Source organism: Paenibacillus nicotianae (genome assembly GCF_042681745.1).
GTDB lineage: Bacteria > Bacillota > Bacilli > Paenibacillales > Paenibacillaceae > Saccharibacillus > Saccharibacillus nicotianae.
The window spans coordinates 964,600-977,322 of sequence record NZ_JBHUGF010000010.1 but is presented as its reverse complement, the minus strand read 5'-3'; the positions used below and the strand labels follow the sequence as shown (position 1 = coordinate 977,322).

Annotated in this window: 11 protein-coding genes; 3 read left to right on the top strand and 8 right to left on the bottom strand. The window is 35.3% G+C overall.

Annotated features, from left to right (window positions below; genetic code table 11):
* Positions 1-9: 9 nt before the first annotated feature.
* The gene (locus ACFSGI_RS08530) at positions 10-588 is read right to left on the bottom strand and encodes an RDD family protein (protein WP_204823715.1); all 579 of its coding nucleotides are present in this window, start codon (positions 586-588) and stop codon (positions 10-12) included.
* Positions 589-800: 212 nt separating this feature from the next.
* On the bottom strand, positions 801-2,891 hold the full coding sequence (locus ACFSGI_RS08525) for a thioredoxin domain-containing protein (protein WP_204823714.1): 2,091 nt from the start codon (positions 2,889-2,891) through the stop codon (positions 801-803).
* Positions 2,892-3,232: 341 nt separating this feature from the next.
* On the opposite strand from ACFSGI_RS08525, the gene ACFSGI_RS08520 reads away from it, so the two are divergent.
* Positions 3,233-3,898 (top strand): MBL fold metallo-hydrolase, encoded by a 666-nt coding sequence (locus ACFSGI_RS08520; protein ID WP_204824958.1) that lies wholly within the window; start codon positions 3,233-3,235, stop codon positions 3,896-3,898.
* 150 nt (positions 3,899-4,048) lie between these two features.
* Positions 4,049-4,561: a hypothetical protein gene (locus tag ACFSGI_RS08515; protein WP_204823713.1), complete on the top strand. Its 513-nt coding sequence runs from the start codon at positions 4,049-4,051 to the stop codon at positions 4,559-4,561.
* A 103-nt stretch (positions 4,562-4,664) separates the two neighbouring features.
* On the opposite strand, the gene ACFSGI_RS08510 is transcribed toward ACFSGI_RS08515, so the two are convergent.
* A complete protein-coding gene (locus ACFSGI_RS08510; RefSeq protein WP_204823712.1) occupies positions 4,665-5,579 on the bottom strand; it encodes a methyl-accepting chemotaxis protein in 915 nt (304 codons plus the stop codon).
* A 243-nt stretch (positions 5,580-5,822) separates the two neighbouring features.
* Entirely contained in the window at positions 5,823-6,683 is an 861-nt protein-coding gene (locus tag ACFSGI_RS08505) for a Cof-type HAD-IIB family hydrolase (protein ID WP_204823711.1), read from the bottom strand.
* Positions 6,684-7,073: 390 nt separating this feature from the next.
* Here ACFSGI_RS08505 and ACFSGI_RS08500 point away from each other — a divergent pair, with 390 nt between their 5' ends.
* Positions 7,074-7,307 carry a GNAT family N-acetyltransferase gene (locus tag ACFSGI_RS08500; RefSeq protein ID WP_379282947.1) on the top strand — a complete coding sequence of 78 codons (234 nt, stop codon included), beginning with the start codon at positions 7,074-7,076 and terminating at the stop codon, positions 7,305-7,307.
* A 128-nt stretch (positions 7,308-7,435) separates the two neighbouring features.
* Here the strand turns inward: ACFSGI_RS08500 and ACFSGI_RS08495 are convergent, their stop codons facing one another.
* Genes ACFSGI_RS08495 through ACFSGI_RS08480 form a run of 4 tightly spaced genes read right to left on the bottom strand, consistent with a single transcriptional unit; the run spans position 7,436 to position 12,723 of the window.
* Positions 7,436-8,746: an MFS transporter gene (locus ACFSGI_RS08495; RefSeq protein ID WP_204823710.1), complete on the bottom strand. Its 1,311-nt coding sequence runs from the start codon at positions 8,744-8,746 to the stop codon at positions 7,436-7,438.
* A gap of 60 nt (positions 8,747-8,806) precedes the next feature.
* Positions 8,807-10,777: an alkaline phosphatase family protein gene (locus tag ACFSGI_RS08490; RefSeq protein WP_204823709.1), complete on the bottom strand. Its 1,971-nt coding sequence runs from the start codon at positions 10,775-10,777 to the stop codon at positions 8,807-8,809.
* Positions 10,767-11,348 (bottom strand): adenylyl-sulfate kinase, encoded by a 582-nt coding sequence (gene cysC, locus ACFSGI_RS08485; protein ID WP_204823708.1) that lies wholly within the window; start codon positions 11,346-11,348, stop codon positions 10,767-10,769. Before cysC ends, ACFSGI_RS08490 begins: the two co-directional genes overlap by 11 nt.
* Positions 11,326-12,723: an alkaline phosphatase family protein gene (locus ACFSGI_RS08480; protein ID WP_204823707.1), complete on the bottom strand. Its 1,398-nt coding sequence runs from the start codon at positions 12,721-12,723 to the stop codon at positions 11,326-11,328. Before ACFSGI_RS08480 ends, cysC begins: the two co-directional genes overlap by 23 nt.

The window sequence follows — 12,723 nt, the reverse complement described above, 5'->3', positions numbered from 1 at the left end:
TCTTAGAACTTATCTCCACTCTTGCTGATCTTTTTGCAAATAAGGAGACATCTCCGGTTGATTCCAAGATGCTGCTTGTTGCTGTTGTTGCATATACATATATTGTTCCCAGTCTTTTTTGTTTACTACATACGTACTAGCGATCATATCGTGTAATGCTTGTTTGTATTGTGTCCAACCTGCCATCATATACCCGATACACAAGATCATATACGACAAATTTTTAGCCCAATACCGTCCTGTCGCTCTCCCGAAGCGAAGCGGTTGGAAATAACGATCTACCACTATAATACCAACAGCCATTTTACCTGGTGTTGCATGGTATTTAGATTTCTCGAACAAACTATAATATAGCCATGGCACTACCAATTCAACAATGACATAGAAAATATAGAAAATAATCAGAAACGTGATATCTTCACTGGTATATTCATATTCTTCTTTCAACCATACTCCATTCACAAATCCGAGGATAAACGGAATACCTAGCAAAATAACTAACACAAATCCTATAATAAAACCATCGATCAATGTAGCCGCTGTTCTTTTCCAAAATCCTGCGTACCCATACGTTGCTACTTCATTCATTTCATCTAACTCCTATTCTTCTATGTATATTACTGCTAACTTTGTTATTTTATACGATACCATTTTAAATTACTAGAGAATCATAGATATAAAAAAGAAGCGTACTCTACTCCATGCATGTAGAATACGCTTCTGTGAAATATTGACGATAGATTGTAATAAAACATTATTATTATTTTAGTCTATAAAAATATATATAAGACTTTTGCTTGTTATAAACTTAACGCAGATCGATGCACATTTTCACGTAATGCTTCTACTGTAGTCAATGGCTCATGACAAACAAAGCCTTCACAAATATACGCGGTTGCTTGGCTCTGCTGCATCACTTTGTCTTGCAAATGAGGAAGCAACTCACGAATCGCTTCACCGGATGTGCCATCAGCATGAATAATAAGAGAAGCAAATGGTAAATAAGCTTTTTGCACTTCTGCAATCATTTCTTGAAAATGAATATCTTCTACTTTTCCTGCAAGCACAATTTCTTGATTACCTTGTAATAATTGTAGCCCTGCTAGTAGTAACATCGAATAACCTGCTGGATATTGCTCAGCAGTCCCTGTAAAAGTAGTTACAATTTGCTCAGCATATTGACGCAATTCTATATCTTGCGTAACCGCAGCTAACTTGGCTAACGTCCATGCAGCTACAGAATTACCGGATGGCATTGCTCCATCGTAGATTTCTTTGGTGCGAGTAATCAGTTGCTCTCCATCTTGACCTGTAAAATAAAATCCGCCTTGCTCTTTATCCCAAAATAGTTCGATCAATTGCTCTTTAAGCGTTATCGCATATTGCAGATACTTCGCCATTCCTGTCGCTTCATACAACTCCTGTAAGCCCCAGATGAGATACGCATAATCATCTACATAAGCACTATACGCAGCTTCTCCATCACGATAACGTGCAAGTAGACGACCATCTTCGCGGCGCATATGTTCCCAAATAAAATCAGCCGCTTTGACTGCTGCTTGTGCATATTCAGGTTTTTGCAATGTCTGACTTGCTCTAGCAAAAGCCGCAATCATCATCCCGTTCCATGCGGTTAATACTTTATCATCTTTGGAAGGATGGACACGTTGCTCGCGGTAATCGAACAATTTCTGGCGAGCTTCTTCTAGATCGGTGCGCAAAGCCAGTTCATTGAGGTCACGTTGCTCTGCTATTTCTGCTGTCGAAAAAGGGATAAGATTAGGGATATTTTCACCTTCAAAATTGCCTTCAGGTGTAATATCGTACACATTACAATACTTATGCATTTCTTCTAGCCCTAACACTTCTTCAATCTCATCGCGGGTAAATACGTAAAATTTACCTTCTACCCCTTCGGAGTCTGCATCTTCTGCACTGTAAAAAGCACCTTCAGGTGAAGTCATATCCCGTAACACATACGTAAAAATCGATTCTGCAATATGTGCGTACTTGGTATCACTCGTCAGACGATATCCATCAAGATAAGCTATCGCCAACAGTGAATTATCGTATAACATTTTTTCAAAATGAGGGACTAACCATTTCTCATCGGTCGAATAGCGAGAAAATCCAAATCCAATATGATCATAAATACCTCCACTGTACATATGATCTAACGTTTTGCGCACCATATGTAATGCTTGAGGTTCTTGGTAGACATGAGAGTATGCACTTAGAAACATCAAATGATGGGGTGTTGGGAACTTGGGTGCTCCTCCAAATCCACCATATACTTCATCAAATGAACTTTGAAATGTTTTGTAACCACGATGAACAAGTTCTTCGCTAAATTGTCCAGACTGCGTAATTTTCGTCTGCTGACGGTTCATACGCTCTACAATATCGTCACCAGATCTAACGATATTTTCACGATCTTCTGTCCATTTATCACGAATCTGAGAGAGCATATCTATCATACCGATTCGACCGTATTTAGTATCTTTGGGAAAATACGTGCCTGCATAAAAAGGCTTCTGATCCGGGGTAAGCAATACCGTTAAAGGCCATCCACCTTGTCCAGTAAGTGCCTGGCAGTATGCCATATATAAATTATCAATATCCGGCCGTTCTTCACGATCGACTTTGATCGAAATATAAGATTCATTGAGAAGTTCAGCTACTTCGTCGTTTTCAAAAGATTCTTTTTCCATTACATGACACCAATGACAAGTGGAATATCCGACAGATAAGAATATGGGTTTATTCTCACGCTTTGCTGTTTCAAATGCTTCTTCTCCCCAGGGGAACCAATTCACAGGGTTATGAGCATGTTGGAGCAAGTAAGGTGATTTTTCTTTCGCTAATCTATTGGATGTATTGCTTGTTGACATAGGACACCACCACTTCTGAAATTAGATTTTACACTTGATATTATTTTACCCTAAATAGATGTGAGCAATCGGCAGGGTATAAAAAAAGATAATGGCTACTTATTATAGCGTTAACCATATTTGGATTGATAGACCTGTTACACTTTCTATGATGAATAAAGAAGTAATAGTCAGAATCTTACTTTTGATGCACATTATTTTGTTTGGACTCTTCGTATCTTTTGTCAGACTTGATTCGTCTACACAATGAATCGTAGATGATATCTTTCTCGAATATGAAGTTAAGATTAAGTAGTAAGAGTATTAATATGTATATTTTAATTTGACGGAGGTCTGAGATGATGGAAATTTCAAAAGGGGTAGACATGTTAGAACTTGATTTTCAGGGAAATATTATTCATCCTATTCTTCTATGGGACGCGGAAATGACTATTTTGATAGATACCGGATTCCCCGGACAACTAGAAGATTTACGTGTAGCTATGCAACAAGTAGGCGTGTCATTAGATCAACTAAACGTTGTGATTTTAACACATCAGGATGTGGATCATATTGGTAGTCTTCCAGATATTTTGCATCAATGCAGTCAACCGATTAAAGTATATGCACATGAGCTGGATCAACCATATATTCAAGGTGAACTCCCTCTTTTAAAAGATAGCCATCTTCAAAATCCGCCTATTGGAAAAGTAGACCATATCTTAATAGATGGTCAAGAACTTCCTTTTTGTGGTGGAATTCATGTTGTTCATACACCAGGGCATACTCCCGGTCATATCAGCCTTTACTTAAAGCAGAGCAAGACTCTTATTGCGGGTGATTCGATGTATAGTATAAACGGAAGTATACAGGGAATTCATATCCCGACAACACCAGATATCAACACAGCTACGCTGTCATTACAAAAGTACTTGGATCTTGATATTGCATCTGTCGTTTGTTATCACGGAGGATTGAGTACTACCGATGTAAGTGAACAAATACTACAACTGACTCGCAAATTTTAACATTTCTTTTTTAATCTATATAACTATTATTAATAAAAAATATATCTCTATTCCTATACATTTACTTCCCTATAAAAATATTACAATTTTGTATATTAAATGTTATATTTTAGTTGAAATTAAATATTTTTCTAGAGGAGAATGATACATATGAAAAAGGTAGTCAGAAAAACAACTTTGATTGTACTCGCTGTTTTTATGCTTCAGCTTTGTCTGGTTTCAGCCGCTTTTGCTAAAAATTCTTTAAGTCCGGGAGAAACACTTGCTAAAGATCAGAAATTAACTTCGACCAATGGCAGATTTAATCTAGTGATGCAATCGGATGGTAATTTAGTACTGTATAGAGATGGTGGTATATCTATGTGGTCTACCAATACAGATGGTAAGCGGTATAGATGGCAAGATCCAATTAGTGGTTATGTCATTACAAGAATGCCACAAGCCCTTACTTTCAATGCAAGTAGTATTCGCGTAACAGATCAATTCAGAGATTATACTTTCTGGTCTGCTAATCCTCAAGCATGGAGTAATAATTACTATCAGGGTAAAGTTCCAGCAGGTATGGTTGGAGAAATACTTGTTGTTCAAGATGATGGTAATTTAGTGATGTATTCTAGTGGTGGTAAAGGTCCAATGTGGGCATCTGATACAGGTGGACATTAATATCAATATTCTAAAATAAAAAAATCCCTTGAGCTTGTAAACTAAAAGACATGATTGAATGACTTTTAGGTTGCATTCCTCGAGGGATTTTTTATATAGTGTATCAAATAATCTTAGCTACTTTTTGCGCCTGAATATCTAATATCTGAGCAGAGTAAGCGATATCTGTAAAAGCTTTCATTGCCGTATTGACTTGTTCTTCCCCTTGTTGCACACTTTGCCTTACATCGTCTGTGCCATTAGAAATTTTCTGCACTTCTAGACTCATCGAATCTACGCTTTTTTTCACTTCGATAATCGAATCTTGTACCATCGAAGATAGCTTACGTACTTCTCTAGCCACTACATTAAACCCTCGTCCAAATTCACCTGCATGAGTAGCCTCTATCGCTGCATTTAGAGCTAGCATATGTGTTTGTGAAGCTATTTTACGAATCGTCTGTACAATGCCTTGAATCTCTAATGCTTGTTCTTGCAAATTAATCAGTGTGGTTGTATTCGTCTTCGATGATTCTACAATTCTGTTCATGCTATTGAGTAGTTCTTGACTCTGCTCGATGCCTGCGGATGAACGAATGTTAAGGGCTTGTGCTGTTTTTTGGAGATCATCCACAACACAAGAGAGATCACTTTGACGCTTTGTAATATCGGTAGCTACCTTTGTCACGCCAATGACTTCATTTCTATTTTTGTTCCATACGGGCATATAAGTTGCTTCTAGCCAGATTGCATTACCTTGTGCATCTTTGCGTTCTATTTTATCGTGAAAGGTTTCGCCAGATAGTAGACTATCCCAGAACTTCTCATACTGTATACTATTTGCAAATTCAGGAAAACATAAATTTTTATGGTGCATACCAACCATTTGACTTGGTGAATATTTAACGACTTCTGCAAAAATAGGATTAACATAAGCAATTTTACGATTCGTACCAAAACGGATAATAGCCAAATTATCTTGCAAAGTACGTATCACCAGTTCGTCCGTCACCATCTCAAGCTGACTCATTTCGTTCATGATTTCCCTCCAATGTATGTGTACAAGCATGTTACTTATTATTGTATAAATTTTTTATTTTATTTCATAGCAAATATTAATTGAATGTACAAAATTAACCAAATTAGTTCTAATTATGTATATCGGATAAAAGTCGAAAATAATAAATGTACAAAGCAAAATAAAAAAGCAATAAAGTTAAGTTTATATCTAACTTTTATTGCTTTTTTCATATGATTGATAGCTTTGCTTTTATAGACAACTTTATTCAATAAGTCCGTATTTCTGAAAGCTCAGGAATAGACCATCTTCTTCTACAGTCGCTGTAATATCGTCTGCAATGTCTTTGAGGGCGGGCTTGGCATTTCCCATTGCTATCCCGATCGCGCAGAACTCTAACATTTCCGCATCGTTCATTCCATCCCCGATAGCAATCGTATCTTCACGGGACATGCCTAGATGTTCGAGCAAGTCTGCTATCGCTAAAGCTTTATGTATTCCGGGAATCATCAGCTCTCCACTACCTTCTCCAAATATAGGCACAGTACATTGCATCACTTGGAACTTTCCTTCAAATTCTTGCTTAATCTGTTCAAAAGGAATCGTCGGACTTTCTAAAAAACAGACTTTATTCACATCGTCTTTGTACAGATTGGCTTCCCCATACGTTAGTCCTGTGATAAAAGGATGCGGTTGAGATTCTTTTTTTGCCCGTGCTACTGGATCATTTTCGATATCTCCATAGATGCGTCGTTCTAAATGCGGTTGAAGATTGCTACTGGCATACAGCGCCGAATTAGATTCCAAATAAAAGTCGATCTGATGAGTATTGAAAAAATCAACCATGTGTCTTACATCTTCTGCGGTTACTTTTTTGTGGTACAAAATTTCTTCTCCAAACTCCACATAACCCCCACCGGCTCCAATCAGTCCATCAAATCCAATATTCCAGATACCATCATAAATTTCCGCTTTCGATCGTCCTGTACATAGATAAAGCAAATGTCCATTATGACGTGCTTGCTGACAAGCTTGTTGTGCAGAAAAAGGAATATTGCCATCATCGTCTACCAATGTGCCATCAATATCAATAAAGACTATTTTTGGACGAGTGCTTTCTGTCATGATTTAACCTCCATACTATATAAAGAAATGTATTAAAAAGTATATTAAGAATAAAGTTCATATACCTTGTAATTCTAGTATCGCTCCTCTTTCATTGTTTTTTTCTGATCACTCTACTTTAAGCTTATTTAGCATATCGGGTATTTTGCCTATGTTATAGTGATTTTCCAATCTTTTCGGTATTATTTGTTGGCTTGGACGTATTACCTCACCTTTTTAGTATTCTGAAGCTAGACGATTATTAGAAACAACGATCAAACTTCCACCTACTTTTAGTGAAGCACAACAATTTGTAGAAAAATTCAAAGATTTTGCTAATCAGCAACATCGTTTGATGTTTACTATTGATACACTCGATGGGGAACATGTTGGCGCACTTAATATGAACAGATGAACGTAATGGAACATTTAGTATTGGGTAAAGATCATCGTGGTCAAGGCTATGGTACGAGAGCTATTAAAATTCTGTTTATTTATGCTTTTTTGGAACGAAGATTAAATAAGTTTAATGACTATGTATTAGAAGGCAATGAAGGCTCTATTCAGATGATGAAGAAATTAGGATGTGTTCAAGAAGGCATAAGACGTGAAGTCATTTATAAAACGGAAGATAGCAAGATTTAATATTATTTGGTTTAACAAAAGCTGAATTTATTGCACATAATACTATCCAATTATTTATAACATACCGCTAAAGGAAAGTAAGATTGTGAGCTGATCCTTTAGTGGTATGTAATATTGTAAACTATTTTTTACTTTGCTAAAACTTTCTCTTTAGGCAAATCATAGTCTGTTTCATTCATTTCTTCTGGCATTTTTTTCAAATTAATTAATGGTGAATAAAGAACCCAAATTAGTGCAGTTAACGTACCAATTGCCCCTACTAATAGCGTCATACGTAAACCAATAACACTTCCTAGAGCTCCTCCTAAGAGTGCTCCTATGGGAGTAACACCAGTTACGACAAAGCGATAACTAGCATTCATTTTACCTAACATTTCATTGGGTGTAATCGTTTGTCTTATACTAACTACATAAATATTTGAAATTACCACTCCCATGCTACCAAAAAAATAAGAAACAATTAATAAAGGCACTGTAACATACAAAGGTCCACTTGCAAGCGGAATAAGCAATGGAGCACTACAACCTAAAATCATCGTTACCAGTACAATTGTTCCTAGATTGTATTTCTTCCCTATATAATTAGCGATAAGCGATCCAATGATTGATCCAATACTAGCTGTTGATAAAATAATCCCTAACAAAGTAGGTGTTATACCTAATTCTCTTGTAATATACAAAATAGAAACTGCTGCCATCACTTGACCAAACATATTATACGTAGAAGCTTCTCCTGCAATAGCACGTAAATATTTATTACCAAAAACGAATCTAAGCCCTTTGCTGATCTCTTTAAAAATAGGCTTTGGCTTGATATGCTTAGGCTGTTCTGGTTCTGATTTCGTTATCAGTATCATAGAAAATGCAGAACACAACAAAGTTATACTATGGATAAGCATGACTATAGGTGCTGCAAAAATACTAATTAATGCTCCTGCTATACCAGGCCCACTAACATCTGCTACAGACCGACTGACTTCTAATTTACTATTACCTTCTGTAAGATGTTCTTTTCCTACTAATGAAGGTAAATACGATTGATAGGATAGATCAAATAGTAATGTTAATGAACCTACCAAAAATCCTATAATGTATAGATGATATACTTGTAACATGTCTAACATATATGCAATAGGAATAAGTATTAACAAGATAGCTCTTCCTATATTAGCAATAATCATAATCGGCTTACGACGCAATCGATCAATATACACTCCTGCAAATAAACCTATAATTAAATAAGGAGAAAATTGAAGTGCATTTAATACACCCATTTCCCAAGGAGTTGCTGATAATGTTATTGCTGCGACTAAAGGTAAAGCTAAGCTAGTAACTCTTGAGCCAAACATGGCTAATGTTTCTCCCAACCAAAACTTCAAAAAATCTTTGTTTCTCCAAAGTCCTTTTTGCATAAATTTATTAATTATATAATTTCCCACATTATTTCCTCCATAGTAGTAGCTGTATATGAATAAGTGTGGCGAGTAATAAAAACTTATTTAAATATAAAATTCGACATTAGAAGTATTAGAATCTCCGATTTTTATTAACTGATCCAGAAAAGAATTTCCTTCACACTGTGCAGGTGGGTCTATTTCAAGTATTTCTGCTATTGTGGCTGCTACATCAATCATGTGCAAAGGAATTTCTCTCACTCCATATTTTATACCTTTTCCGGATGCAAAAAATAATGTTCGGATATTATGACTCATTGGAGAGGATGTATCGTGTTCACCTGTAAATTCCTGAAACAAGTTTGTTTTTTTATAAATATTTAATTTATTTATTCGGATTCTATTGTTAATCCATCCATTTGTAGGAATTTTGATAGTACTGCGAGTTTGATATCCAGGAGACATTGCTATAATAAGGTCTCCCATTGATTCTCCATACAAACCAAATAATTTTGCTTCTGCACGATTCATAACATTTGTAATCGGATACGACTCATCTAATTCATTATAAATTTTTCGTAATTCTTTTGTTAAGTGATTTATTAAATATTCATATTCTGATTTCTCTACAATTCCTTCTGGATCTCTATCTTTCATATTTATATATATGCGATAACCATTTGCATATACTTTTGTTTTACTCCAGTCTACAGTAAATTTTCCATTTTTAGGATCTTTTTTGACGGTAAGCAAATTTTCTTTTAGCAAATAATGATTCATCATAAAAGTAGTATGATATACATCTTGACCATGATCTCCTAAAACGAAAACTTTAGTATGTTCATCAAGTAAAGGTAAAATTGCTCCTAAATACTTGTCAGCTATTTCATGTGCCGTCCCAAGTATATTCCAATAATAGTTCGCTTTTTCTTCTACAAAATCAGGATGTCTTGGATCTATAGCACCCCAGTAAATATGATAAGCCATATCTAAAAAATGTAATTGTGTCATGAAAAGATCATATTCGTAATTTTTCATTAAATAAGTAGTTGCTTTGATCATCCATTCTACATGCTGTTCATAAATTTCTAACTGAGTAGTATCATCTATCCATCCTTGTAGCAGATCATAAGATTCAGTCCATTCTACAAATGGCCCTGCAACATTATAAAGTTCTTTAGCAATATGAGAAGGTGAAGTATAATTTTCATCGTCATGAATTTGAGATTGATATAACTTCAGTTTCTTTTTAGCTATATCCAAATCCATAACTTTAAAGCGTACACTTCCTTTTCGAATGTTATTATCTTTAGTTTTAACTTCTATTTGTAGCCACTGACTCCAATTATGAATAGCAATAAGTTGATAATTTTGTTCTTTTTTGGTAGTAGAGAAAATGACCTTGTTGTTACTAAGCCCTGCGAGATAAACAACAATAATATCTACAGATTTTTTAATTTTGAGATGAAGCTCTGTCTCCCATACAATATATGCTTCGGATGAAACAAAATTCCAAATAGAAGGCTCTTGGATATGGATAGGAAGCGCTGATTCCTCATTTAAATTATCTGCATCACGAGTCATCCAAGCACCTTGATCTTCTTCACTATGTTCACTTTGAATAGATGAATCCCAACAAGCAGTATGTGCCAAGTCCCACACGCATTTAAGTCCACCCCATCCTCCTGCACCATCTATCTGAATAACATTTTCATTTGCTAACGGTGGCCACGACATTGGATATTTTAATAGTATTGATTTTTTATTTTGTTTTTCTGCGGCTTGCCATATTGTTTCAGCTTTGATCGTTTCACTATTAGTAGTATGAATTTTTTGATCGAATGTTGATCCTATGTGGTGTCTAGAAAACCCTTCTATACCATGACTACTAGGATAAGCACCCGTTGCAATTGTTGTCCATGCTACAGGTGTGGTTGGAGGCATTGTAGATATCATTTCTGAATGGAATCCATTAAGCATCAATTTAGATAAATTAGGCATTTTACCTTCATTTATAAAATGTTTAGTCAGCGGATTTATACTATCTAAACCTATTACAACCATTTTATTTTCCATATACCCTCCTAAGATCATTATAATTTATTTCAAGTTGAATAAAGTTATTTTTTTCCAAATATTCTATAACGTGATCTGCACATTGCTCTGGTGTATAGTTCATAGTATCCATAATTAGATCTGGTTGATCTGGTTCTTCATAAGGAGAACTAAGTCCTGTAAATTCTTTAATTTCTCCCTTTAGTGCTTTTTCGTACAACCCTTTAGGATCTCGCTTAATACACTCTTCAATCGGTGTATTAACATAAATTTCTACGAAATTTTCAATATGTTCGCGTGCATATTCTCTAATATTTTTGAAAGGAGCAATAACAGGCACGATAGTAATAATACGGTTCTTTGATAATAATTTTGCTAGATAAATAATTCTATAATTATGCTTTTCACGATCTTCTTTACTAAATCCCAAATCAGGTGATAACTCCTTTCTTACAACATCTCCATCCAAAATTTCATGATTTTTATTAAATGATTTTAATTTTTCACTTAAAATATCAGAAATTGTTGTTTTTCCAGAGCCTGACAAACCAGTAAACCATACTACTACATTACCTTCTCGATTGTTGTACAATATCGTTTCCCTCCATATCAATAGGTTTTTCTATTCCAAACAACTCAAGAATAGTAGGCGCTATATCGTAAATCGAAGTCCCCTCTAACTTTTGTGATACTGATTTTTGATCTGCACGATATAATATAAAACAGCCTTCTTTGGCATGTACTGCATCATCAGGGCCCAAATCATTCTCAAATAAATATAAACTGTCCCATCCTACTGTTCCTGCTGATCTCCATGATAAATTATCAAAATAGACCATTAAATCTGGAGCATCTCCTCTTGATTGTCGGTATAGCTCCTCAGGTTTAAACACTTTCGTGTCCATTAAATTTCCTTTATGATCCTTAATAGTGCATAAAGCTTCTGATAGTTCATTTCGAACTTTTTCATACTGTTCCTGTAATACGATTCCATGCTGTTCTCTATCTTTTACATTAATAAAAATTCGTGCATAATAACCTCCCCATGCCCAGGCTGTCGTTTTTTCCCAATCAATTTTGCATTTTTCAATAGAAGTTCCTTGAATAGGATTTTCTTCGAATACAAGATATCCTTGTTCGCACAACCATTGATTAATACAAAATGCACCTTTCATTCCTTTCGCTCCATGATCTGAGACAATCATAACAGCGGTCTCATGGTCTATAAGCTGAAGTAAACTTCCAATTTCTTCATCAATATATTTATAGTAATCACGTATCACATATTGATAACGATTTCCCTCTTCATAAAAAGGATGTTCAGCATCAATATATTTCCAAAAAGCATGATGAATTCGATCAGTACCAATCTCTACAAACCAAAATAATTCCCATGGTTTATTCTTAATTAAATACCTTAACACTTTAAAACGCTCTTTCGTCATACTATATAATTCAGCAAGCAGATCATCACGAGAATCTGTTCTAAAATTAACATCAAATAAATAGTTAGGTGCTATCTCTAATACTTCTTTAGCAAGTTGTTCAGGATATGTGAATTTACTTTTAATACCAGGTGTTAAAAAGCAGCCTATACGCCATCCATTTATAGGTTTGGGAGGATAAGAAGGAGGTAATCCAACAAGACAAGTTTTTTTGTTGTGGTCGGCTATATGATCCCATACCGTCTCTTCTTTAAAAGATTGACTATTTGCAATCCAAGCCTTGTCATAAGAAAAATTCTGACGATGACGAAAACCGTAAGCACCTAACATGCCAGGATCTTTGCTAGTAGCCATAACCATCCATGCTGGAATAGTAATAGGAGGATCTGTACTCTCAAGTTCACCCCATAATCCATGTTCTTTCAAGTATTTCAAATTGGGCATTTCATCAATATATTCTTCAAAAGCAAGTTGAGGAGCAAGGCAATCCAGACCAATCACAAGCACTTTATTATAATTCAT

Coding starts and splice junctions, on each gene's coding strand:
- ACFSGI_RS08505 (WP_204823711.1), bottom strand. CDS start 6,683: ATGACAGAAAGCACTCGTCCAAAAATAGTCTTTATTGATATTGATGGC.
- ACFSGI_RS08500 (WP_379282947.1), top strand. CDS start 7,074: ATGAACGTAATGGAACATTTAGTATTGGGTAAAGATCATCGTGGTCAA.
- ACFSGI_RS08520 (WP_204824958.1), top strand. CDS start 3,233: ATGGAAATTTCAAAAGGGGTAGACATGTTAGAACTTGATTTTCAGGGA.
- ACFSGI_RS08530 (WP_204823715.1), bottom strand. CDS start 588: ATGAATGAAGTAGCAACGTATGGGTACGCAGGATTTTGGAAAAGAACA.
- ACFSGI_RS08515 (WP_204823713.1), top strand. CDS start 4,049: ATGAAAAAGGTAGTCAGAAAAACAACTTTGATTGTACTCGCTGTTTTT.
- ACFSGI_RS08525 (WP_204823714.1), bottom strand. CDS start 2,891: ATGTCAACAAGCAATACATCCAATAGATTAGCGAAAGAAAAATCACCT.
- ACFSGI_RS08480 (WP_204823707.1), bottom strand. CDS start 12,723: ATGAATTATAATAAAGTGCTTGTGATTGGTCTGGATTGCCTTGCTCCT.
- ACFSGI_RS08510 (WP_204823712.1), bottom strand. CDS start 5,579: ATGAACGAAATGAGTCAGCTTGAGATGGTGACGGACGAACTGGTGATA.
- ACFSGI_RS08490 (WP_204823709.1), bottom strand. CDS start 10,777: ATGGAAAATAAAATGGTTGTAATAGGTTTAGATAGTATAAATCCGCTG.